Genomic DNA, 22,934 nt, shown 5'->3' with positions numbered 1-22,934 from the left:
CGCGTGGGCACCGGAAAACGTCCGCGCGGCGGCACCGAAGTACCGCCGCGCGGATGTGTGATGACCCCAGAAAGCACACAGACGCAATCAGGACCGGCGACGGCGCGCCGGCCCCTCGCTCACCACAGACGGGTGAAGTGGATGAGCACGGTCTGGCTCCGCTGGTTGATGGATGTGAACGCGGAGCGGTTCACCTGGGCCGTGTTGCTCTGGTTCGAGGCACCGGTGCCGACCGCCTGTTGCTGTGTGGTGGACGAGTTGCCGTTGTTGTCGTGGCCGACCCCGCTGCCGACGATGCTCGCCGCCGCCGCGTTCGATCCGTCGCCCGCGAGGGCCCCGTTGTCCGCCGAGGCGACACCCGCGAAGAGGGTGGCGGCGAGGGGGAGCGCCGCGACGGCGGCGAGGACGCGGGCGGTACGGATGCTTGCCATGTGTTTCCTCCAGAACCCTGTACGCACCGGCCGGGTGGCCGGTGCGTACGTGAAGTACGGCTTGCGCCAAGGCAGTTGGCCGACCGCCTCGGACGGTGCACGACGTCGCGCCTCCAGAGTTGCCCATCGCGCCATCGGCAAATCTCCCCGGAACCGGTGATTCGCCCCTAAGCGTGAGGAGCGGCTGATAAACCCCTTTCGCGACACTTCCGCGCCAACCGCCGCGACGGGCACGCGCCGAGGCCGTCCGATTCCGTACGCCCCAAGGGCCGAACCCGACCCGTCAGGGGTGGAGACCGCCCCGGCACAGCCCGTCGGGCACCGACTCCCCCTTCCCTTTTTCGAACATACATACGAACATAGAGCCATGGCCACCACCGACCGGAAGGCCACCACCCTGGCCCTGGCCCATGCCCTGTCCGCCGCGGAACGCGGACTGGCGGTGATCCCGCTGTCCCGGACGAAACTGCCCGCCCTGCGCTCCCCCCACCGTGAAGACCCCGATCCGACGGCCGCCGTGTGCCACGGCGAGTGCGGCCGTTTCGGCCACGGGGTCTACGACGCCACGACCGACCCCCGCCGCATCCGCGCGCTGTTCGCCGCCGCGCCCTGGGCCACCGGCTACGGCATCGCCTGCGGACTGCGCCCCCACCATCTGATCGGCATCGACCTCGACACCAAGTCCGGTACCGACTCCTCGGCCGCCCTGCGCGAACTGGCGCTGCGCCATCTGTTCACCATCCCGGAGACGGTGGTCGTCCTGACCCCGAGCGGCGGCCGCCACCTGTGGCTGAGCGGGCCGCCGGACGTCGTCGTCCCCAACTCGGCGAGCCGTCTGGCCCCCGGCATCGACGTGCGGGGCGCCGGCGGCTATCTGGTCGGCCCCGGCTCACGCACCGAGCACGGCGCGTACGACACGGCGCCGGGCACCGCGCACCTGGCGCCCGCGCCCTGTCCGCCCGCCCTGCTGCACCTCCTCACGCCCCCGCCGCGTACCCGGCACACCACGCCCTCGTCGACCGGGCGACACGGCCAGGGCCTGGTCCAGTTCGTCCTCGCCGCACATCAGGGCCAGCGCAACACCCGCCTCTTCTGGGCCGCCTGCCGGGCGTACGAGAACGGCATCGGCCCCGACCTCGCCCCCGCGCTGGTCGACGCGGCGATCCGCACCGGCCTCACCCAGCGCGAGGCCCGCTCGACGGTCGCGTCGGCGGCGCGGATGACGGGGCAGCGGTCCGGATGACGAGGGTGCGGCGCACGGCAGATGCCCGACGACAGGGCAACTGCCCCCTTGGCGGCGAGCCTCCTGCCTGCCATGATCCGGTCGTGCTCACCCTTCCGAAGGCCGTCCGGCTGCTGGACCTCGTCGTCGACCTGCTGGGCGTGGCCCTGGGGGTGGCGCTGCTGATGGTCGGCATCCACACCTACCGCGCCGGAGGGTCCGTGGGCTGGCCCCTCTTGGGGGCGGCCGTGTTCCTGTGCGATCTCTGGGTGGCCGGGCGTCGATTCGCCCGGCGCATCAGAGCCGCTCGACCGCGAAGCGGCTGAGCCGGGGGCCGTGATGACCCCGCGCTGACGGAAGGGGTGCCCTCCGTCGAGTCGTTCGCGCCACGACGGATGTCAGGTTTCCTCTCCCTCCGGGGGGATCAACTGCGGGGCGCGGTCTCCGAGAATGCCGAGAACCTCGTCCAGCGCGGGGCCGCGCACTTCCCGGAGGGAATCCGCAGGTCAAGACCATGATCGCCCAACTTCGCCCGCAAAACGGTTGTTGCCGTCGTGATCTGTGCCGACGACCACAGCGAACGGGGCGCACAAGGGCGCATACTGAGGACAATGACAAAGCCTGCTGCACCGAAGCGTCATCTGCCTACCAGCCCCTTCAAGGCCCCGGTCGCGCCTGCTCCCAAGCACTTCAACGTGGGCGACCGGGTCACACACGACATGTACGGCCTCGGCCGGGTGATCGGTATCGAGGACGGAATCGCGGCACTCGTGGATTTCGGGTCGACGCAAATGCGGATCTTGAGCCCGTACGCCAAGATGACCAAACTGTAGGACCGCTGTGCCCGGTCACGGCACACCAGGCCCCTTCGGGGACCTGTCATGAAAGAGAGACCTCTCATCGATCTGACGTCGCTGTTCTCCGCCCTGGAAGGGCAACCCCGCCGCTCCGCCGCGGCGTCGCCGCCTCCGGCGACAAATCCCTTCCAGGCCCCGGACTTCGGGGAAGACGAGACCTTCCTGCTCGACGATGCCCAGGAGCCCGCATCGGCCCCGCGTGCGGCCCGATCCGAGGCGGCCTAGGTCCCACTGGTGACGGTGGTCCCGACAGTCGGCCGGGGGCCGTCTCCGGTGCTGCGGTTGAGGAGTGCGGCCGTCTCAGTTTCCGTCTCATACAGCCCCGTTGCCCGTGACTGTCGTCGTCGCGCTGCCGCTCCTGCGGCGCCGCCGACGCTCAGCCGGCCGGGGCTCGCTCAGCCAAGGGATCAATCACGCGTGAGGGCGCGCCCTGGTTCTCGGGTCGGTGCCGTTCCCTTGGCCGGACCGGCCGCAGATTGGCCACACGCACTGATCAACGCCGGGATACCCCCCGCCCCAGGGTGAGACAGGGTGAACGCAGAAGGGGCGTCCCTCCGGGAGACACCCCTTCTGACCAGCCCATGCGCTGAGCTGCTGCGGTGGGTGTGGGATTTGAACCCACGGTGACTCGCGCCACGACGGTTTTCAAGACCGTTCCCTTAGGCCGCTCGGGCAACCCACCCTGCACCGCCCACCTGGGACGGAGCGGATACAGCGTACCGGCCGGACGCGGTGCGCGGGGGCCGTGGTCCGCCACAGGTCCAGATCTTGGAACCGGACCCCGCGGCAGAGCCTGTCGACGCCGGGTCGGGCTCCGCGTCGGACTCCCCCTGAGATCCATCAGGGTCATCACCCATTTCCTCGGCCGGACATTGCCGATCCCCGCAGCCCGCCAGCACACTGAACCCATGCCAGGCGACATCTCCAGAGCAGATGATTCCTCCTCCCGTCGCCCCGTGTCCGAGCAGCGGGTGTCTCATCGAGACCGGGACCAGGCCGTGGAGATCCTCCAGGTCGCGGCCGGCGACGGCCGGCTGACCGCCGCCGAGCTGGACGAGCGCGTCGAGGCGGCCCTCACGGCACGCACCGCCTCCGACCTCGCGGTGCTGGTCGCTGATCTGCCGCTCGAAGGGATGCCGACGCAGGCCCGCGACGTGATCCGGATCGACCAGCGCTTCGGAGAGGGCAAGCGCACCGGTCGTTGGCTGGTGCCGCGCCGGATGGAGATCCGGCTGAAGTTCAGTGAGTTGAAGCTCGACTTCACCGAGGCCGTGATCACCCACGACACCCTGTACATGGATGTGGACCTGCACATCGGCGGACATCTGACGCTGATCACCGGACCGGGGATCGTGGTCGATGCCGACGACGTCAGCTACAGCCGCGGCGACATCAAGGTCCCCGCGGCCGCCGACCCGGACACTCCGGTGCGACTGCGGGTGGTGCTGACCGGCAGGTCGACCGGCGGCGACATCGTGGCCCGGCCGCCGCGGCGCCCGCCCTGGCAGTTGCTCCGCCGCAGGCCTCAGGGAGACGACGACCGCTGAACGGCTCACTTCCCGGTACGCGGAAGGGGCGCCGCTCACCGAGCGACGCCCCTTCCGATCCGTCCGTCTGCCTTCTGACCAGTACGTCTGTGACGTGCGGGGGCGGCGGGGACGGACCTGCGGGAACGCTGTCGCGCCACCGCCGTCTTCCGGACCGTCCCCTGGGGTCGAACGGGTGACCCGCCTCGCCCCGCGCCACGGCCCGTCGGCTCAGTCGTCGCCGGCGCGCGAGCCCAGCGTCAGGTCGGCCGTGTGCGTCTTCCCGCCGCGCTCGTAGGTGATCGTGACCTTGTCACCGGGCTTGTGGGTCCAGATCTCGCCGATCAGGGTCGGGCCGCTGTCGATCACCGTGTCGTCGAGCTTGGTGATCACGTCACCCGCCTTGAGGCCCGCCTTGTCCGCCGGACCGCCCGACTCGACCGAGGTGGCACCGGCCGCGCCCTGTTCGGTGATCTTCGCCCCGCCGCTGCCGTCCTCCAGCGAGACGGAGGCGCCGATCTTGGCGTAGACCGGCTTGCCCGTCTTGATCAGCTGCTGGGCGACGTACTTGGCCTGGTTGATCGGGATCGCGAAGCCCAGGCCGATCGAACCGGACTGGCCGCTGCTGCCGAGACCGCTGCTGCCCGTGGACTGGATCGCCGAGTTGATGCCGATGACCGCGCCCCGCGCGTCCAGCAGGGGGCCGCCGGAGTTGCCCGGGTTGATCGAGGCGTCCGTCTGCAGGGCGCTCATGTAGGACGCCTTGCTGGAGGAGTTGCCGTCGCTGGAGGCCACCGGACGGTGCTTGGCGCTGATGATGCCCGTGGTCACCGTGTTCGACAGACCGAAGGGGGCGCCGATCGCGATCGTCCCGTCACCGACCGCCACCTTGTCGGAGTCTCCGAGCGGGAGCGGCTTGAGGTCCGACGGGGGGTTCTTGAGCTTGATCACGGCGACGTCGTAGCCCTGGGCGTGCCCGATGATCTCGGCGTCGTACTTCTTGCCGTTCGGGAAGGTCGCGGTGAGCTTGCCGCCGTCGACCGCGTCCGCGACCACGTGGTTGTTGGTGACGATGTGGCCCTGGGCGTCGAAGACGAAGCCCGTGCCGGTGCCGCCCTGGCCATTGGTGCTCTCGGCCTCGATGGTGACCGTGCTCGGCAGGGCCGCGGCGGCCACGGCCGCGACCGAGCCGTTGTCGTGCCTGACGTCGCCACCGCTGGTGGCGGCGGACACGGTCGTCGAGCCGGAGGAGTCGTCGTTCTTGGCTAGCTGGTAGCCGATGCCGCCGCCCACGCCGCCCGCGACCAGCGCGGCCACGAGGATCGCGGCGACCAGGCCGCCGCGGCCTCTCTTCGGCTTGGGAGCCGGCTCCTGGTACGAGGCGCCCCAGGCACCGCCCGCGCCACCACCGCCGCCCGCGTACGCCGGGACCCCCGGCGGAGGCGGCGGCCAGCCCGCCCCGGCCGCCGAGGGGGCACCGGGCTGCCCCGGAGGCACCGGCGGGAACTGCGCGGTCGGCGCGCCCTCCGGCTGGGCGGGGTACGGCGCGCCCTCCGGGGACGGGGTGCTCCCCGCGTCCGGACCGGGCGCCCCCGCGATCGGACCGGGCGGCACGTGCCCCGCAGGAGTTGCGCCCGGCGCGGAAGCGGGAGCGTCCACCGGCACGGGAGGTGCAGACGGGGCCGGGGGTACCGCAGTGCCCTCGTTCTCGGTGCTCACAGCTCTTCTCCTCGTTCCACGGCTGTTCCAATGGGTCGCACTCGGCCGCCTTCGCTCACCCTGCGCGGCGCCGGGCGCGTTTCAGCTGTGCGAGTCTTTTGTACGTCGTCAAGCTTTTCCCACGGGACGTCAGGGCACCATAAGCGGCTGCTGTGGGTCCGCGTCCTCTCTTTATATCGGACCTGTCCGAACAAAAATCTGCATCCCCGACGCCTCGCCGATACCGTCACGTCGCCTTCCGATACCGCGCCTTCCCCTCGACGGTGGCACCATGACGCGGTGACCCACGCACGACAGCACCTGGTCCAGGTCGTCGCCCACCGCGGAGCCTCCGAGGAGGCCCCCGAGCACACCCTGGCCGCGTACAAGAAGGCGATCGAGGACGGCGCCGACGCCCTCGAGTGCGACGTCCGGCTGACCGCGGACGGACACCTGGTCTGTGTTCACGACCGACGTGTCAACCGTACGTCCAACGGCCGCGGCGCGGTGTCCGCCCTGGAGTTGGCCGACCTCGCCGCCCTGGATTTCGGCTCCTGGAAGAGAAGCGACGAGGAGCCCGACTGGGAGCATCGCCCGCAGGACCCCGAGGACACCTCCGTCCTTACCCTGGAGCGCCTGCTCGAACTCGTCGCCGATGCCGGACGGCCCATCGGCCTGGCGATCGAGACCAAGCATCCGACGCGCTGGGCGGGGCAGGTCGAGGAGCGGCTGCTGCACCTGCTGAAGCGATTCGGCTTGGACGCTCCGGCGTCCCCGGCCGAGTCCGCGGTGCGCGTCATGAGCTTCTCGGCCCGCTCGCTGCACCGGGTACGGGCCGCGTCCCCGAACCTGCCGACGGTCTATCTGCTGCAGTTCCTCTCGCCCCGGCTGCGGGACGGACGGCTGCCCGCGGGTGTCCGGATCGCGGGGCCCTCGATGCGGATCGTGCGCAGCCATCCCGCGTACATCCAGCGGCTGAAGCGGGTCGGCCACCAGGTGCACGTGTGGACCGTGAACGAGCCCGAGGACGTCGACCTCTGTGTCGAGCTGGGCGTGGACGCCATCATCACCAACCGCCCGCGCGCGGTGCTGCACCAGCTGGGCCGCTGACCGGCTCCGCCGCCCCGACCCGGAAACCCATCCAGACCCGTAAGCCCGCCTGAACCCGGAAGTCCGACCCTCCCGATCACAACGCCGGACAGGCCCCCGCCCCACGCATCGGCTGCGGCGATCCCCGTCACATCGCCGGGCGATCCCGCTCACACAGCGGCACGCTATCGCCTCCCATAAGGGATGGAATCCGGCCACGCGATGACAGGGTGTGCACCGGCGCGTTCGCTGCGTGTTCGACCGTTAGCAATGCGTCAGCGCGGGAACACGGTCCGGTTTCCCGGCCATTGCCATGGGGCATTCACACCGTGGCGTGGGGCGAAGGAGGTCTCGGGGGTGGCGTTGGTGGTGGCACAGGAGGTGCCCACGTCGTCGAGCATGGCCGTACCCCATGGTCCTGCGGGCGTGGGGGAAGCAAGACATCGGATGCGTGATCAACTGCGATCCGGTGGCGTGGCGGAATCGGTCATCGACGATGCCGTACTGATCCTTTCGGAACTGCTCAGCAATGCATGCCGCCATGGCAGACCACTGGGTGACAGGCTCCACGGGGACGGGGACGTACGCGCCGCATGGCGCGTCGACGCCTCCGGGCGGCTCACGGTCGAGGTGACGGACGGTGGGGGGCCCACCCGTCCGGTGCCCGCGACCCCCTCGGTCACCGCGCACGGCGGCCGCGGGCTGAACATCATCACGGCGTTGGCCGAGGACTGGGGCGTCCGGGACGACATCCGCGGCGAGGTCACGGTCTGGGTCGTCGTCCAGCACGACATCGGCGCGGCGCACCGACGCGATGATTTCGCTACGCGCGTCACGGCCCCCTCCGTCTCGAAGCTGCCAGACCTGGACTTCACGGACGCGTTCGACGATCTGGACTGACCGCGAACCGAGCCGGACCGAGCTGAAGCGACCGGACGGGGACGGTACCGCGCCCCGGGGCGTGTGCGAAGGCTCCCGGCAAGGATCGGGACAGCCGGAACGCCGCTCCCACGGACACTTTCCGACCTGGAACGGAGCACCGCTTCGAGGACGCCTCGGTGCGTTGTCCACAGGATCCCGTCGGGCGTCGTACGAGCGGCTAGGCTCGCGCCCGTACGAAACGAGCCGTAACCGGGAGACACCCACGATGGCCAAGAAGCGACCCCAGACCAAGGCCAAGCGCCCGCAGCTCGCGGATGCTGAGATCCCGGTCGTCGGCGCCCGTGAGCCCTGCCCCTGCGGCAGCGGCCGACGTTACAAGGCCTGCCACGGCCGGGCCGCCGCGCACGCGGTGACCGAGCTGGTGCAGCGTCCGTTCGAGGGACTCCCGGGCGAGTGCGACTGGATCGCGCTGCGCGAGCTGGTGCCGGCGGCGACCGTCGAGCTGAAGCTCAGGGACGCCCTCCCCGAGGACGTCCCCTCGGTCACGCTCGTCACGGTCCTGCCGATGGCGTGGCCCGCCCTGCGCCGTGACGACGGCTCGGTCCTGCTCGGCCTGCAGAACGACACGGCGTCGGGCGACATCAGCCGCGACCTCGCGGACACCCTCCAGCGCGCCATGACCGCCGAGCCGGGCACCCCGGTCCAGGGCCGCCGCGCGCCCGCCGAGGGACCGAGGCTGCAGGACCTGCTGGACCCCGAGGGCCCCTTCGAGCCGGTCGTCCACAGCGGCTTCGAGTTCTGGGTCCCCGACGCGCAGAACACGACGCCGGAGGTGGCCGCCTCCCTGGAGCGGGCCAACGCCGCGGCCATCCCGACCGTGAAGCTGGAGGGCGTCGACGCCGCCTACTGGTGCGAGACCCCCGAGAAGAACCATCTGCGGTGGGTCATGCCGCACCCCGAGGAGCGGCTTCTGGACGCTCTCGCGCGGCTGCACGCGGCCGGGCAGTCCAGCCTCGGCGAAGGCACCCGCCTGGTCGGCTCCTTCCGTGCGCACGGGCTCACGGTGCCGGTCTGGGACCTGCCGAGCGAACTGCGCGCGGAGGACGTCGAGAAGCCCGCGGCCGAGTTCGCCGAGCGGCTCGCGGCCTCCCTGGCGTCGGACGCACCGCTCACCGCGGACGAGCGCCGGGCGCGCGGCGGACTGACCAACCGGCAGGTGACGCTCAGCTGACGCACGGCCTCCGCCTGACCGACCAGTCAGGCGGACCGGGCGCCCTCCGCGGGTGACTCCTGTCACAAGTCACCATCGCGACAGGCAAATCCGTGCCGGAATGGCCGAGATCGAATTTGCGAACCGCCGATCTCTTGTTACCGTTCCAGTAGCCCGGTTGCTGGTGCATCCCCCGTCGCCAGCAACCGGGCCTTTCCATGTACCGGTGCGCCCACCCGTCGGCGCGGAGCCAACTGCCCCGGGCGGCAGCCGGTTTACCGCTCGTCCGACTGGGGCCGGTCGCTTCCGGAGCGCAGCAGCAGCGGTCCGCCCCCGTCGCGCCGGGCGAACTCCGCTACCGCCGCATACGCCCCCGGGTCGCCCGTCAGGTGCTGCCGGGGCGTCTCGCAGGCCCCCGAGGCGCCCGTGACGGCGACCGCGCAGCGCATCTCGACGGTGCGCCCGTCGGGCGCCATGAGGTTCAGGACGGAACTCAGTTCCTCGCCGCCCGCGTTGCGGTAGTACGTGCGCGCCCAGATGTCCTGCCCCCGCGTCAGCACACAGGTCTGCGCCTCAATGCCGTCGCCGGAGGAGAGTTGGCGTCCGCAGTGGGCGGCGGTGGCGAGAGCCGAGCCCGACAGCAGCGGGGAGCGGGCGGGGACCGGCCGCTTCGCGTCATCGTGCGCGGGCGTGCGGGCCGCGACGCGGCCCGTGTCGCCGACCGGCCCGGCGGAGGCCACCGCGAGCGGAAGCGCGGCCAGGACCGCGACCACACCCAGGAGCGCGAGCAGCCGGATCCCACGGGGGTCGGGCCGGCCGGGCCCCGGCGTGTCGTCGCTGAGGCCGAGCCCCTGCTTCCCGTGCCCCAAAGGACGCATCACCATGGGGGCGAAGATATCCGCTGATCACGGGCGCCCGGTCCGGCGCACGGCCGACACCCCTACAACTCGGGGGCGCTCACACCCTTACGAGTGAGGGCCTCCACGGTGGCGTCCACGACGGCCTCCACATCGGGGACCCAGGGCGAGGCGGAGCCGGGCAGCGGAGCCCGTTCCCAGCGGATCTGTCCGTGGCCGGTCTCGGACGGGGGGAGGGCCAGATAGCCGCCCTCTCCGTGGAAGCGCAGCGAGCCGGGGACGAAGTCCTGGGCGTAGAGCAGTTCGCCCAGTTGCTCCATCGAGTATGGCGCCACGAGGATCGCCCAGCGGTGTGGCCCGGCCACGACCGGGCCGAGGCGGATGCCCTTGCGGTCGAGCGCGGCCAGGGCGCGCGAGGCCGCGAGGGCGGGCAGGCTCACCGCGCAGGGCGCCGTGCCCCCGGTGGCCAGCACGATGGGTGCGGACGGGCGGTTGGTCCACCACCAGCGCACCATGCGCTCGTCGGCGGTGGCCGCGAGCAGCCCCGGGTCGAAGGGGTGCGCGCCGGGCACCGTGCACTCCGGGTCCGGGCATCCGCAGCGGGCACGTCCCTGCGGGTCGGGTGCCACACCCGGGAGAACGGGCCACTGCCATTCGGTCGCGAAGGTCAGGGCCGCGCCGATCAGCTCAGGCTTCCCGCCCCTCCGACTGGACAGGAGCCTGCGTCGCCTTCCGAGGATCTCGCGCATGAGCGCTCGTTCCTTTCCGTTGCACGCCTGGCAACACCGAGGACCACATCACACCATGTGTCGATCACTTCACTGTGCGTACCTACTGGCGCATCACGCCCCTGTCATGGACAAGGGGAACCCCTATGGGCCGAGCGTCGGCTGCGTCCGCGTCCATACTGCGCCCACACAAGCATGGGCATGGCATGGCGTGGGGTGGCGGCGCCTGGCGATGTACCGTCCCGCTCTTGCTCGGCGCCCCCGCCACGGGAGGATGGGGCTCGGCCGTCGGTGGTTAAGACGCCCGGGTCCGGCGCCAGGTTCCGGGTGATCCCCAACCACCCCTGGCCTTCACCGAGTACGTACCCATCACGACCGCTGTGACGCTCTGTCGAGCAGGGCCAGTCGACCGCAATGAGGTGATAGCCGAGGCGGTTTTAAGCCAACTTTGCTTCCTCTCAAGAGAGTAAGAGCACCCCACGGACACCAGGAATCCCAGCAGGACAATGCTGGACATCCCCTTACGAGTGCGTGTACATGTGGAGACACCGCTAGCGGCGCAGATTGACATGGGGGTTTGCGATGCTATCGAGCAATACGCACCGGTTCGAAAGCCGGACACCATGAACGCCCCTCACCCTCCGAAAGTGGCCGGAATCGATTCAACGGTTCCTCCGCCCGCACACACTGTCGCGCCGACGCCTGCCGCCACGGATGCCCCCTCGGCCGTCCCCGCCATGCCCATCGGCCCAGGAGCGGTCCTTCAGGACCGGCTCGCCGGCTGGGTCTCCGATCTGACGACCCTCCAAGAACTCACCGAGTGCCTGGCGCGTACGACCTCGCTCGCCGATGCGCTCCAGGAAGTACTGCGCGCCGGAGCCGCCCTCGTGGGCGCCCGGCGCGGTCTCGTCGTACTGGAGCCCCGTGACGGCCTCGGACCCGAGACCACGATCGGCCTCGGCCTCGCCCGCGCCGACCTCGGACACATCGAGACCGTGCCGCGCAGTGCGCTGTCGTACGGCAGGATCCTCGACGGACTGCCCGGCGGCGAGCGCGAGATCGCCCAGCCGGATCTGTTCTCCGAGGACGGGCTCGACCCCCGCCACCGCGAGGTGGCCGCCCGGCTCGGCTACGCCGCGAGCTACGCACTCCCCCTGTCCAGCGAGACGGCAGGCCGTCTCGGCGCCGCCGTGTGGCTCTACGACGAACCCGCCGAACCGGTCGAGCGCCAGCGCCATCTCGTCGGCCTCTACGCCCGCTACGCGACCGAACATGTGGCGCGGATGGTCGAGATCGAGCGCACGCGTGCGTGCATGACGACCATCTCCGAGGAACTGCTGCCCACCCGGCTGCCCCGGGTCGCCGGCGTTCAGCTCGCCGCGCGGCGCCGCACCGGCCCCCGCGGCGGCGGCGACTGGTACGACGCACTGCCGCTGCCCGACGCCGCGCTCGGTCTCGCGGTCGGCTCCGTGACCGGATCCGGGCCCAGCGCGGTCGCCGCGATGGGGCGGCTGCGGGCCTCCCTGCGCGCGTACGCCGTGATGGAGGGCGAGGACCCGGTGGCGGTCCTCTCCGATCTGGAGCTCCTGCTGCGGCTCACCGAGCCCGCCCGTTCCGCCACCGCCCTGTTCGCGTACTGCGAGCCAGTGCTGCGCAGACTCACGCTCGCCGGCGCCGGGCACAGCCCCCCGCTCGTGATCGGCCCGCGGCGCACCGAGTTCGTCGAGACCTCGTTGTCGGCTCCGCTCGGGATGCTGGCCTGCTGGGAGGCGCCGAGCACCGAGCTGACCGCGGAGCCCGGCGAAACCGTCCTGCTGTACACCGACGGGCTGCTGCACCGCACCGGGGACTCCCTGGACCGCGCCTTCGCCCGGCTGCACGCGGCGGCCGCCGGTGTGCCGAGGCCGCTGCGCACCGACCCGGGTGCGGTCGCCGACCACGTGCTGCGCACGGTACTGCCCGACGGGCTGGACGCAGCGGACAGCGCGGAGGACGTGGTGCTGCTGGCGGCGCGGTTCGAGTGAGGGCACGGCCGCCCACGGTGATCTGTGCGGCCTCGGTGACATGCCGCCTGCGGTAACAGGTGCTCCGGCCCTGGGCCCCCTTCCGCACGACCGTACGATGGTGGAGGCCCAGTGCCGTATCAAAGGAGGATGACCGTGGCGGACCAGCTCATTCCCGCCGTATCGGATCCTGCTGCCGACGCAGCGGGCCCGGACGAGACCGAAGAGCCGATCAAGCAGCGCAAGAACGGCCTGTACCCGGGCGTTTCCGACGAGCTGGCCGAGAACATGAAGTCCGGCTGGGCCGACACCGAGCTGCACGACCTGCAGCCGATCGCCCAGGCCGCCGAGACCGCCGGCCGCCGCGCCGCTCTGTCCGCGCGCTTCCCGGGCGAGCGTCTGGTGATCCCCGCCGGCAATCTGAAGACCCGCTCGAACGACACGGAGTACACCTTCCGCGCCTCCGTCGAGTACGCGTACCTCACCGGCAACCAGACCGAGGACGGCGTCCTCGTCCTCGAACCGGCCGCGGACGGTCACACGGCGACCCTCTACCTGCTGCCCCGCTCCAACCGGGAGAACGGCGAGTTCTGGCTCTCCGGCCAGGGCGAGCTGTGGGTCGGCCGCCGCCACTCGCTCGCCGAGGCGGGGCAGCTGTACGGCGTCCCCGCGTCGGACGTGCGCGAGCTGCCCGAGAAGCTGAGGGAGGCCACCGGCCCGGTCCGGGTCGTCCGCGGCTACGACGCGGGCATCGAGGCCGCGCTGCACGACAAGGTCACCGCCGAGCGCGACGAGGAACTGCGTGTCTTCCTCTCCGAGGCCCGGCTGGTCAAGGACGAGTTCGAGATCGGCGAGCTGCAGAAGGCCGTCGACTCCACCGTGCGCGGCTTCGAGGACGTGGTGAAGGTCCTCGACAAGGCGGAGGCCACCTCCGAGCGCTACATCGAGGGAACGTTCTTCCTGCGCGCCCGGGTGGAGGGCAACGACATCGGCTACGGCTCCATCTGCGCGTCGGGCCCGCACGCCTGCACCCTGCACTGGGTGCGCAACGACGGCCCGGTCCGCTCCGGGGACCTGCTGCTGCTGGACGCGGGCGTGGAGACGCACACGTACTACACGGCGGACGTCACCCGCACGCTGCCGGTCAATGGCACCTACAGCGAGATCCAGAAGAAGATCTACGACGCCGTGTACGAGGCCCAGGAGGCCGGCATCGCGGCGGTGAAGCCGGGCGCCAAGTACCGCGACTTCCACGACGCCGCCCAGCGGGTGCTGACCGAGAAGCTGGTCGAGTGGGGTCTGGTCGAGGGCCCGGTGGAGCGCGTCGTGGAGCTGGGCCTCCAGCGCCGCTGGACCCTGCACGGCACGGGCCACATGCTCGGCATGGACGTCCACGACTGCGCGGCCGCCCGCACGGAGACGTATGTGGAGGGCACGCTGGAACCCGGCATGGTGCTCACGGTCGAGCCGGGCCTGTACTTCCAGACGGACGACCTGACCGTCCCGGAGGAGTACCGGGGAATCGGCGTCCGCATCGAGGACGACATCCTGGTCACCGAGGACGGCAACCGAAACCTTTCGGCGGGGCTGCCGCGGCGCTCCGACGAGGTCGAGGCGTGGATGGCGTCCTTCTTGAAGGGCTGACCGACCGGACGTCCTCGACGGACTGATACGGACGGAAGGGCCGGGTCATCGCGGAGCGGTGGCCCGGCCCTTGCGCTGTTCCGCAGCCCTTCCGCTGCCTCTTCCCTTTTCCGCTGCCCCTCCTCCGTGGCGCTGCCCGTCGGCGAACGCGGCGGCTGTGCCGGGGACTTGACCGGGAGCGCGACGGACGCGGCGATCGGTGCGGTCCGGCTACACGGCCGCCAGCGGAGCGCCCTGCTTCCACTTGAGGATCTTGTCGAAGCTCACCACCGCCCCGCCGCGCCCCGGCGTGCTGCCGATGTGGACGTGGTCGGCGAGTTCCTCGATGAGGCACAGGCCCCGGCCGTGCTCCGCGTCGGCACAGCTCGGCAGGGCGACGGGACGGGACCGGCCGGCGGGGAACCCCGGGCCCGAGTCGGCGACTTCGATGCGGCACGTCTCACCGTCGAGATACGCCGTGACCCGGTACGCCTCCGACATGCCACCGGGGGCGGTGTCCCCGCCGTGCTCGACCGCGTTGGCGCAGGCCTCGCTCAGGGCGACGGAGAGGTCGTAGGAGATGTCCGGGTCGACGCCCGCGGTCTCCATCGTTCCCATCAGGAGCCGCCGGGCGAGCGGCACGCTCGCAGCTTCGCGCCGCAGATGGAGTGACCACCAGATGCTCATGCTCCAGCCTCCTGGCCGCGGCTCGACATACCGTTACGTATTGCCGCGGGTGAGCGACCGCAATCACCCCGGCGAGAAGATCCCGCCCGTACGGCGGATGCGCCGGAGCCGGGACCGGGTGTATGCACGCGGCCCGCATCGCCGGAATGCGATCTTCCGGCACACCGGAGCGCATACCGCCCGAAAGCCACCTTGCGGACCTGCCGCACGAGCCCGGGACGGGCAGTGCGATGATGAGGCCGCCATGAGTGCCCCCCACCAGCGCACGGCGCGCACCGGATGGGATCTGCGGATCCTGCGGGCCGCGGTGTTCTCCGCGGTCTGCGTCGTGCTGGCCGGGGCCGGGCACGCCTTCGCGTCCTGCGCCATGGTTCCGCTGTGGGCGCTGGTCGCCGGCTTCCTCGGCGTGTTCGCCGTCACGGCGGTGCTCGCCGGGCGGGAGCGTTCGCTCCCTGGCATCACGGGACTCCTCGCGGTGGGCCAGACCGTGCTGCACACCCTGTTCGGGCTCGGGCAGCACGCCGGTGCGGGGTCCATGGGGTCCATGGCGTCCATGGGCTCGATGACCTCGAACGCGACGGCGACGGCCGATGCCACGCTCGTGGCACGGGCCGCGCATCTGCTGTGCGGCACCACCGCGGCGGCGATCTCCCCCACGCAGGCCCAGAAGATCCTCGCGGACGCGCGGCTCGGCACCGGGACGGACACCACCGTCATGCACCACCCCGCGGACGCGCTGTCGACCGCGGCCGGTTCGTGGTGGTCGGTGCTGCCGTCGGTGCCCATGCTGCTCGGCCACGTCCTCGCGGCCGTCGCCGCCGGCTGGGTGCTGCGGCACGGAGACAGGGCGCTGCTGCGGCTCATGCGCCTGTCCGCGCACGGGGTCGTGGAAGGGGCGCTCGTACGGTCGCTGCGATCGTCGCTCGCCCTGGTGCGCGCCCTGGTGGCCGGGCTCCCCACCACTTCCGGCGCGGGCGTGCGCGCCCCGCGCACCGCGTTCCTCCTGCCGCCGAAGCCGCGGACGACCGCGCTGCGGCACGCGGTGATCCGGCGCGGCCCGCCCTCCCCCGCTCCCTGCGTCCTCGCTGCCTGACGCGACGCGCCGCTCCCTCGTCCTTGCGCAAGGGGCCGCCGTCGCGCGGTACGCGCGCGTGCCCGTGAGGTGCCACGACCGTGGCGATCCCCGCGCACGCGCCCTCTCTTCGTCAACGGACTCTCACTCGGAGTGGAGTGTTCTCACGTCATGAAGGCCATCAAGGGTTCCCTGAAGGCGTCCCGTCTCGCCGTCACCGGCGCTGCCGCCGCGTCGGCCGTCCTGTTCCTGTCCGTCCCCGCGTTCGCACACGTCACCGTGCAGCCGGAGGGTCCGGCCGCCAAGGGTGACTACGCGGTCGTCGACTTCAAGGTCCCGAACGAGCGCGACAACGCCTCGACCACCAAGCTGGAGGTCGCCTTCCCGGCCGACCATCCGCTCGCCTCGGTGATGGCGCAGCCCCTGGACGGCTGGAAGGTGGAGGTCACCAAGTCCAAGCTCGCCAAGCCGCTGACCCTGCACGGCCGTCAGATCGACGAGGCGGTCACCAAGGTCACCTGGACCGCCACCGGCAAGGGCATCGAACCGGGCTACTTCCAGAAGTTCCCGCTCTCCGTCGGCCAGCTCCCCGAGGACACCGACCAGCTCGTCTTCAAGGCCCTCCAGACGTACTCCAACAACGAGGTCGTGCGCTGGATCGAGCCGCAGAAGGAGGGCCAGGAGGAGCCCGAGAACCCGGCCCCGGTGCTCCAGCTGAGCGCCGCGTCGTCGTCCTCCGGCCACCACGGCGGCACCGCCGAGGACACCTCCGCGAAGGACAGCTCCAAGGACACCGCCTCGGCGGCCTCCACCGACACCAGTGACACCACCGCCCGCGTCCTCGCGATCGTGGGCATCGTGGTCGGTGCGGCGGGCGTGGCGTACGGCGTTCTGGCCGGCCGCCGCCGCGCCCACCAAGCCTGAGGTCCGACTCACCTCCGGACATGCGCCGGGTCGTACGGCATCGCCGCGACGCGCCCCGTACGGCCCCGGCGCCACCGGACCGTCTATATCTAGGACATTTCTCCATGCGCAAGAAGAAGACGTTCGCCGCGGCCGCCGTCCTCGCCGCCGCCGCGTTCACCCTCTCCGCCTGCGGATCCGGCGACAGCGGCGACAAGCCGGTCGCCGTGGTCTCCGCCGAGTCCGGCTCGGACAAGGCCGCCACCGTGCTCGACCAGCCGTTCGCGAAGCCGGACCTCGTCCTCACCGACACCCACGGCAAGAAGTACGACCTGCGCGCGCAGACCAAGGGCAAGCCGACGCTGGTCTACTTCGGCTACACCCACTGCCCCGACGTCTGCCCGCTCACCATGAACAACCTCGCCGTCGCCAAGAAGGAGGTGGAGAAGAACAAGGAGCTGACCCAGGCGCAGAAGGACTCGCTGCAGATCGTGTTCGTCACCACCGACCCCGAGCGCGACACCCCTGCCGCGCTCGGCAAGTGGCTCCAGGGCATCGACCCCGACGTCGTGGGTCTGACCGGCGACTTCTCCACGATCCAGGCCGGCGCCCGCAGCCTCGGCATCACCATCGAGCCGCCGCGGAAGGAGAAGGACGGCAAGATCGTCTCCACCCACGGCACCCAGGTCATCGCGTTCTCGCCGAAGACCGACGGGGGTTATCTGCTCTACGGCGAGGGCGCCACCGTCGACGACTACACCAAGGACCTCCCCAAGATCATCAAGGGGGAGAACCCGTGAAACTCCCCCTCGGCCGGATCGCCGCGCTGACGGCGGCGGGTCTGGTGCTCGCGGGCTGTGGCGGCTCGGGCGGTTCGTCCTCGGCCAAGCCCCAACTGAAGATCACCGGCGCCTATATGCCCGCGCCCGTCACCGGTGACATGGCGGCCGGCTTCTTCATCGTCACCAACTCCGGCGGCTCGGACACCCTCACCTCCGTCACGAGCAGCCTCGCCGGAGACGTCACGCTGCACTCCACCAAGGACGGCGCGATGGAGGAGGAGAAGTCGTTCGCCATACCCGCGGACGGCAGACTCGACTTCGCGAGCGGCGGCAACCACCTCATGTTCGAGAAGCTCGCCCACAAGCCGGCCCAGGGCGACAAGGTGCCGGTGCAGCTGCACTTTGCCAAGTCCGGAACCGTCACGGTCGAGATGCCGGTGAAGTCGGCGACGTACAACCCGATGACCGGGCACTGAGAGAGGGATCACCGTGACGCAGGCCACCGCTCCCGACGCGCAACGCTGGCGAGACATCCGCACGGCACTGCCGCGCAGGCGCCGTCTCCGGGCGCTTCCCGCCCTGCTGGCGCTGCTGCTCGCCGTCATGGGCGTGCTCTTCGGCGGGGTCGCACCCGCCTCCGCGCACGCCGCGCTGCTCGGCAGCGACCCCGCGCAGGGAACGGTGGTCGACAAGGCGCCCACCGAGGTCACCCTCACCTTCTCCGAGCAGGTCGCGCTCTCCGACGGCTCGTTGCAGGTCCTCGATCCGCAGGGACGGCGCGTCGACACCGGCAAGCCGTCCAACCTGAGCGGGACGATGTACGGGGTTCAGGTGCGCCCGGGGCTGCCCAAGGGCACGTACACCGTCACCTACCAGGTGGTGTCCGCGGACAGCCACCCCGTCTCCGGGGCCTTCACCTTCTCCGTCGGCGCGCCGTCCGCGACCACGGTCTCGGCCTCCGGGCCGACCGCGGGCGGCGGGGTCGTCGGCTGGCTCTACGGATTCGCCCGGTACGTCTCCTACGCCGGGTTCATCGTCCTGGTCGGCGGCGCGGCCTTCGTGCTGGCCTGCTGGCAGCGGGGGGCCGGCGTACGGGCGGTGCAGCGGCTGGTGGTCTCCGGGTGGGTGGCCCTCACCTCGGCGACGCTGGCGCTGCTGCTCCTGCGCGGTTCGTACACCGGCTCGGGGAAGGTCGCGGACATCTTCGATGTGTCCCTGATCGGCCAGGTGCTGCAGACCAAGGCCGGTGCGGCGCTGGTCTCCCGGCTGCTGCTGCTCGCGGCGGGGGCGCTGTTCATCGCGGTGCTCTTCGGGGCGTACGTACGACGGGACGCGGACGCCGAGGGGATGGTCGGCGCCGGGGGCGAGGCGGGCGGTTCCGCGGACCTCGATGACGACGGTGACGGGCAGGACGCGGCCGGTGGCGACCCCTCCGGCGAGAGCGCCGCGCAGGACGCCGAGAAGCGGGACCTCACCTTCGGGCTCGCCGTCGGCGGAACCGTCGTGGCGGCTGGGCTCGCGGCCACCTGGGCGATGGCCGAGCACGCCTCGACCGGCATCCAGACCGGGCTCGCGATGCCGGTCGACATCCTGCATCTGCTGGCCGTCGCCGTCTGGCTGGGCGGGCTCACGACGCTGCTCGTGGCGCTGTACCGGGCGCCCTCGATCGAGGCGGCGGCTGTCGGTCGCTTCTCACGCCTCGCGTTCGGGAGCGTCGTGGTGCTGACCGCGACCGGTGTCTACCAGGCGTGGCGCCAGCTCGGCTCGTGGTCCGCCCTGACCGGGACGCCGTACGGGCAACTGCTGCTCGTGAAGGTCGCGCTGGTCGCCGTGCTCGTGGGCATCGCCTGGATCTCACGACGCTGGACGGCGCGGCTGGCGGACGCCCCGGACACGACGGTCGGCACCCTGAACACGGCCGACACGGCGGGGAAGAAGCGCGCGACCGTGGCGGCGAAGGCATCTGCTCAGGCATCTGCTCGGGCATCGGCGAAGACGTCGGCCAAGGGGAGCGCGCAGGACGGTGACGGCGGTTCCGAGCGTGCCGCGCAGCTGGCTCGGCAGCAGGCCGCCATGACCGCGGCCCAGGCCAAGCGCGCCCGCGAGGCCGACCCCGTCCGTTCGGGGCTGCGCCGCTCCGTGCTGGCCGAGGCGGGCGTCGCCGTCGTCCTCCTCGCCGTCGCCACCGTGCTGACCACGACCGAGCCGGGGCGTACGGAGGAGGCGGCCAGGGCCGCCACCGCGTCCACCTCGCAGCAGTCCGGTCCCCTGTCGCTGAAGATGCCCTTCGACACGGGCGGCCAGGACGGCAAGGGCACTGTGGAGGTCACCCTCGACCCGGCCCGCGTCGGCAGCGACGAGATGCACGTCTATGTGGTGCGTCCCAACGGCAAGGCCTTCGACGTCCCCGAGGTCAAGGTCGACTTCACCCTGGAGTCCAAGGACATCGGACCGCTCCCGGTCGAGCCCGACCGCATCGCCACCGGGCACTGGTCGGCGAGCGGCGTGCAGATCCCCATGGCGGGCGACTGGAAGATCGCAGTGACCGTCCGGACCTCCGACATCGACCAGACCACCGTGAACAAGAACGCAAAGATCGGCTGAACCGCACCATGGCTGACCAGTCCACGCCGGAAGCGTCCCCCGAGGACATCCCGTCCCAGAAGTCGCCGGGCCGCTCCACCGCCCAGGGCTCCCCCAAGGGAGCCACGACCAAGAGGCCCTCCACGAGCACCCCTGAGAACGCCGGCTCCGGCTCCACCTTCCCCCGGGGCGTGATCTCGCGGCGGCGGCTGCTCGGGACCGCCGGGGCCACCGGGCTGGCGCTGGGCGCGGCGGGCGGAGCCGCCGGCTACGCGGCTGCGCCCGCCGACAAGGCCCTGCCCCTGACCTCGCTCGGCGCGGACCGGGCGATGTTTCACGGGAAACATCAGCCCGGCATCACCGACGCCGTCCAGGCACACGGCCATCTCGCCGCCTTCGACCTGGCGGCGGGTGCGGGCCGCACGGAGGCCGCCGCGCTGCTGCGCCGCTGGTCGGTGACCGCCGAGCGGCTGATGGCCGGTGAGGCGGCACCGCACGATGACACCGACGTCGCCCGTGACGCCGGCCCCTCGGCCCTGACGGTCACGTTCGGCTTCGGGAACAGCTTCTTCTCCCGAACGGGCCTGGAGAAGCAGCGCCCGACCTCCCTGGACCCGCTGCCCGACTTCTCCTCGGACCGGCTGGACAAGTCCCGCAGCAACGGCGATCTCTGGGTCCAGATCGGTGCCAACGACGCGCTCGTCGCCTTTCACGCCCTGCGCGCCCTCCAGAAGGACGCGGGCAGCGCGGCGCGGCTGCGCTGGCAGATGAACGGCTTCAACCGCTCCCCGGGTGCCACCGCACACCCCATGACGGCGCGCAATCTGATGGGCCAGATCGACGGCACCCACAACCCGAAACCCACCGACGCCGACTTCGGCCGGCGGATCTTCGTCCCCGCCCCCGGTGACCCGGCCTGGATGGCCAACGGCTCGTACGCGGTCGTACGCCGGATCCGTATGCTCCTCGACGACTGGGAGAAGCTCTCGCTCCAGGCCCAGGAGGCTGTCATCGGTCGCCGCAAGGCCACGGGGGCACCGCTCAGCGGCGGCACCGAGACGACCGAGATGGACCTGGAGAAGTCCGCTGCCGACGGCTCCCCGGTGGTGCCGCTGAACGCACACGCGCGCATCACCCGGCCCGACCAGAACGGGGACGCGGCGATGCTGCGCCGCGCGTTCTCCTTCCACGACGGCTTCGACGCGGACGGGACGCCCGACGCGGGCCTGCTGTTCATCTGCTGGCAGGCGGACCCGCTGCGCGGCTTCGTCCCGGTCCAGCGCAAGCTCGACCGGGGCGACGCGCTGTCGCAGTACATCCGTCATGAGGCGAGCGGGCTGTTCGCGGTGCCGGGCGGAGCGGCGGAGGGAGAGTACGTGGGGCAGCGGCTGCTGGAGGGATGACAGAGCAGTGACCGAGCGGTGACCGCGGGACGCGATCATCGTTTTCCACAGGTTCGAGCCGGGTCCCGTCGAGGCCCATTAGGGTGAGGTCATGCCAGCCAGCTATGCGTATCTCGGTCCCGAAGGCACCTTCACCGAGGTCGCCCTGCGCACGCTGCCGGAATCCGCGACCCGGGAGCTCGTCCCGATGGTGTCGGTCCCGGCGGCGCTCGACGCCGTCCGCAACGGCGAGGCGGAGGCCGCCTTCGTGCCGATCGAGAACTCGGTGGAGGGCGGCATCACGACCACCCTCGACGAGCTGGTCGCCGGCGAGCCCCTGATGATCTACCGGGAGGTCCTCCTCTCGATCACTTTCGCGCTGCTGGTGCGGCCCGGCACCAAGCTCTCCGAGATCAAGTCGATCACCGCGCATCCCGCCGCGCAGCCGCAGGTGCGCAACTGGCTGAAGGCTCATCTCCCGGACGCCGTCTGGGAGTCCGCGGCGTCCAACGCGGACGGCGCCCGCCTGGTCCAGGAGGGTCGCTACGACGCGGCGTTCGCGGGTGAGTTCGCCGCCGCGCGCTACGGCCTGGAGGCGCTGGAGACCGGCATCCACGACGCGGAGAACGCACAGACGCGGTTCGTGCTGGTCGGCAGGCCCGCCCGGCCGGCGGCTCCGACCGGCGCGGACAAGACCTCGGTCGTTCTGTGGCAGCGCGACGACCACCCCGGCGGTCTGCGCGACCTGCTGGGCGAGTTCGCCGTCCGAGGGGTCAACCTGATGCTGCTGCAGTCCCGCCCGACCGGAGAGGGAATCGGGAACTACTGCTTCTGCGTCGACGCCGAGGGCCATATCTCCGACCGCCGGGTGGCCGAGGCCCTGATGGGACTGAAGCGGATCTGCCTCCAGGTGCGCTTCCTCGGCTCGTACCCGCGCGCGGACATCACCGCGGCGGATGTCCGCGTCCCGTCGACGGGGACGTCGGACGACGAGTTCATGGTGGCCGCGGACTGGGTGGCGCGCTGCCAGGACGGCCGGTTCTAGGACATCGGGTTCTGGAACGTCTGGTACGACCTGCGGATTTTCGTTGTCCACAGAAGTTATCCACAGGTGGGCTTCTCGATCTGGGGACAAGTCGACAACGCCCCGCATCCGGGTCGACAAATCTCTCCGATGGGCCCCGGCTGTCCATCATCGCGTCCGGCACAGTTGTCCACCTGTTTCTCTCGATCACCTCTTCGGGGCGACCCTTTTACACCCGAAAGTGCAAGTGGTGGGGCTTTGTGCGGTGAATTTTCCCCTCCTGGAGGGTCTTCGGAATGATCAATTCCGAAGTCCACAGACCTTCCGCACAGCCTGTGGATAACTTTCTGAGCCCTGTGGATGACTGTGGACAAG

The 22,934-nt window shown here is 71.1% G+C and carries 22 protein-coding genes and 1 tRNA gene; 17 read left to right on the top strand and 6 right to left on the bottom strand.

The features are described from left to right. Positions 1 to 119: 119 nt before the first annotated feature. A complete protein-coding gene (locus AB0L95_RS07775) occupies positions 120 to 431 on the bottom strand; it encodes a hypothetical protein (RefSeq protein WP_365158515.1) in 312 nt (103 codons plus the stop codon). 367 nt (positions 432 to 798) lie between these two features. Here AB0L95_RS07775 and AB0L95_RS07770 point away from each other — a divergent pair, with 367 nt between their 5' ends. The 4 genes from AB0L95_RS07770 to AB0L95_RS07755 all read left to right on the top strand — a co-directional run bounded on the left by AB0L95_RS07770 (position 799) and on the right by AB0L95_RS07755 (position 2,735). Continuing rightward, positions 799 to 1,674 (top strand): bifunctional DNA primase/polymerase, encoded by an 876-nt coding sequence (locus AB0L95_RS07770; RefSeq protein ID WP_365158512.1) that lies wholly within the window; start codon positions 799 to 801, stop codon positions 1,672 to 1,674. 83 nt (positions 1,675 to 1,757) lie between these two features. Beyond that, positions 1,758 to 1,979 carry a hypothetical protein gene (locus AB0L95_RS07765; protein WP_365158509.1) on the top strand — a complete coding sequence of 74 codons (222 nt, stop codon included), beginning with the start codon at positions 1,758 to 1,760 and terminating at the stop codon, positions 1,977 to 1,979. A 285-nt stretch (positions 1,980 to 2,264) separates the two neighbouring features. Then, positions 2,265 to 2,486, top strand: coding sequence for a CarD family transcriptional regulator (locus AB0L95_RS07760; RefSeq protein WP_365158506.1), 222 nt, complete (start codon positions 2,265 to 2,267; stop codon positions 2,484 to 2,486). A gap of 48 nt (positions 2,487 to 2,534) precedes the next feature. Next, positions 2,535 to 2,735, top strand: coding sequence for a hypothetical protein (locus AB0L95_RS07755; RefSeq protein ID WP_365158503.1), 201 nt, complete (start codon positions 2,535 to 2,537; stop codon positions 2,733 to 2,735). Positions 2,736 to 3,107: 372 nt separating this feature from the next. Here AB0L95_RS07755 and AB0L95_RS07750 read toward each other — a convergent pair. Further along, a tRNA-Ser gene (locus AB0L95_RS07750) sits at positions 3,108 to 3,192 on the bottom strand. A 274-nt stretch (positions 3,193 to 3,466) separates the two neighbouring features. On the opposite strand from AB0L95_RS07750, the gene AB0L95_RS07745 reads away from it, so the two are divergent. After that, complete coding sequence (locus AB0L95_RS07745; protein ID WP_365158500.1) at positions 3,467 to 4,057, top strand: DUF1707 domain-containing protein; 591 nt, start codon at positions 3,467 to 3,469, stop codon at positions 4,055 to 4,057. A gap of 210 nt (positions 4,058 to 4,267) precedes the next feature. On the opposite strand, the gene AB0L95_RS07740 is transcribed toward AB0L95_RS07745, so the two are convergent. Further along, on the bottom strand, positions 4,268 to 5,755 hold the full coding sequence (locus AB0L95_RS07740; RefSeq protein WP_365158497.1) for a trypsin-like peptidase domain-containing protein: 1,488 nt from the start codon (positions 5,753 to 5,755) through the stop codon (positions 4,268 to 4,270). Between the two features lie 279 nt (positions 5,756 to 6,034). On the opposite strand from AB0L95_RS07740, the gene AB0L95_RS07735 reads away from it, so the two are divergent. The 3 genes from AB0L95_RS07735 (at position 6,035) to AB0L95_RS07725 (ending at position 8,936) form a co-directional block, all read left to right on the top strand. Beyond that, positions 6,035 to 6,844, top strand: coding sequence for a glycerophosphodiester phosphodiesterase (locus AB0L95_RS07735; protein ID WP_365158494.1), 810 nt, complete (start codon positions 6,035 to 6,037; stop codon positions 6,842 to 6,844). A 249-nt stretch (positions 6,845 to 7,093) separates the two neighbouring features. After that, the gene (locus tag AB0L95_RS07730; protein ID WP_365158764.1) at positions 7,094 to 7,723 is read left to right on the top strand and encodes an ATP-binding protein; all 630 of its coding nucleotides are present in this window, start codon (positions 7,094 to 7,096) and stop codon (positions 7,721 to 7,723) included. 247 nt (positions 7,724 to 7,970) lie between these two features. Further along, positions 7,971 to 8,936: a DUF5926 family protein gene (locus AB0L95_RS07725; protein WP_365158491.1), complete on the top strand. Its 966-nt coding sequence runs from the start codon at positions 7,971 to 7,973 to the stop codon at positions 8,934 to 8,936. A gap of 254 nt (positions 8,937 to 9,190) precedes the next feature. On the opposite strand, the gene AB0L95_RS07720 is transcribed toward AB0L95_RS07725, so the two are convergent. Both AB0L95_RS07720 and AB0L95_RS07715 read right to left on the bottom strand, forming a co-directional pair. Then, on the bottom strand, positions 9,191 to 9,799 hold the full coding sequence (locus AB0L95_RS07720; protein ID WP_365158488.1) for a hypothetical protein: 609 nt from the start codon (positions 9,797 to 9,799) through the stop codon (positions 9,191 to 9,193). Between the two features lie 56 nt (positions 9,800 to 9,855). Next, positions 9,856 to 10,521 (bottom strand): bifunctional DNA primase/polymerase, encoded by a 666-nt coding sequence (locus tag AB0L95_RS07715; protein WP_365158486.1) that lies wholly within the window; start codon positions 10,519 to 10,521, stop codon positions 9,856 to 9,858. A 485-nt stretch (positions 10,522 to 11,006) separates the two neighbouring features. On the opposite strand from AB0L95_RS07715, the gene AB0L95_RS07710 reads away from it, so the two are divergent. After that, entirely contained in the window at positions 11,007 to 12,524 is a 1,518-nt protein-coding gene (locus AB0L95_RS07710; protein WP_365158483.1) for a PP2C family protein-serine/threonine phosphatase, read from the top strand. 135 nt (positions 12,525 to 12,659) lie between these two features. Then, positions 12,660 to 14,147 (top strand): aminopeptidase P family protein, encoded by a 1,488-nt coding sequence (locus tag AB0L95_RS07705; RefSeq protein ID WP_365158480.1) that lies wholly within the window; start codon positions 12,660 to 12,662, stop codon positions 14,145 to 14,147. A 210-nt stretch (positions 14,148 to 14,357) separates the two neighbouring features. Here AB0L95_RS07705 and AB0L95_RS07700 read toward each other — a convergent pair whose 3' ends face one another. After that, positions 14,358 to 14,813 carry an ATP-binding protein gene (locus AB0L95_RS07700; protein ID WP_365158477.1) on the bottom strand — a complete coding sequence of 152 codons (456 nt, stop codon included), beginning with the start codon at positions 14,811 to 14,813 and terminating at the stop codon, positions 14,358 to 14,360. A gap of 244 nt (positions 14,814 to 15,057) precedes the next feature. On the opposite strand from AB0L95_RS07700, the gene AB0L95_RS07695 reads away from it, so the two are divergent. The 7 genes from AB0L95_RS07695 to pheA all read left to right on the top strand — a co-directional run bounded on the left by AB0L95_RS07695 (position 15,058) and on the right by pheA (position 22,580). Then, positions 15,058 to 15,906 (top strand): hypothetical protein, encoded by an 849-nt coding sequence (locus tag AB0L95_RS07695; protein ID WP_365158475.1) that lies wholly within the window; start codon positions 15,058 to 15,060, stop codon positions 15,904 to 15,906. Positions 15,907 to 16,077: 171 nt separating this feature from the next. Further along, positions 16,078 to 16,809 carry a YcnI family protein gene (locus AB0L95_RS07690; RefSeq protein ID WP_365158761.1) on the top strand — a complete coding sequence of 244 codons (732 nt, stop codon included), beginning with the start codon at positions 16,078 to 16,080 and terminating at the stop codon, positions 16,807 to 16,809. 104 nt (positions 16,810 to 16,913) lie between these two features. Beyond that, a complete protein-coding gene (locus AB0L95_RS07685) occupies positions 16,914 to 17,588 on the top strand; it encodes an SCO family protein (RefSeq protein WP_365158472.1) in 675 nt (224 codons plus the stop codon). Next, entirely contained in the window at positions 17,585 to 18,046 is a 462-nt protein-coding gene (locus AB0L95_RS07680; protein ID WP_365158469.1) for a copper chaperone PCu(A)C, read from the top strand. The genes AB0L95_RS07685 and AB0L95_RS07680 overlap by 4 nt, the downstream gene beginning before the upstream one ends. 127 nt (positions 18,047 to 18,173) lie before the next feature. Beyond that, positions 18,174 to 20,174 carry a copper resistance protein CopC gene (locus tag AB0L95_RS07675; protein ID WP_365158758.1) on the top strand — a complete coding sequence of 667 codons (2,001 nt, stop codon included), beginning with the start codon at positions 18,174 to 18,176 and terminating at the stop codon, positions 20,172 to 20,174. Between the two features lie 8 nt (positions 20,175 to 20,182). Next, complete coding sequence (gene efeB / locus AB0L95_RS07670) at positions 20,183 to 21,556, top strand: iron uptake transporter deferrochelatase/peroxidase subunit (RefSeq protein ID WP_365158466.1); 1,374 nt, start codon at positions 20,183 to 20,185, stop codon at positions 21,554 to 21,556. Positions 21,557 to 21,647: 91 nt separating this feature from the next. Next, positions 21,648 to 22,580, top strand: coding sequence for a prephenate dehydratase (gene pheA, locus AB0L95_RS07665; RefSeq protein ID WP_365158463.1), 933 nt, complete (start codon positions 21,648 to 21,650; stop codon positions 22,578 to 22,580). The last annotated feature ends 354 nt before the right edge of the window (positions 22,581 to 22,934 follow it).

Origin of the sequence: Streptomyces sp. NPDC052036, from assembly GCF_040680495.1 — a bacterium.
Lineage (GTDB): Bacteria > Actinomycetota > Actinomycetes > Streptomycetales > Streptomycetaceae > Streptomyces.
This window is presented reverse-complemented; position numbering and strand designations above follow the sequence as displayed.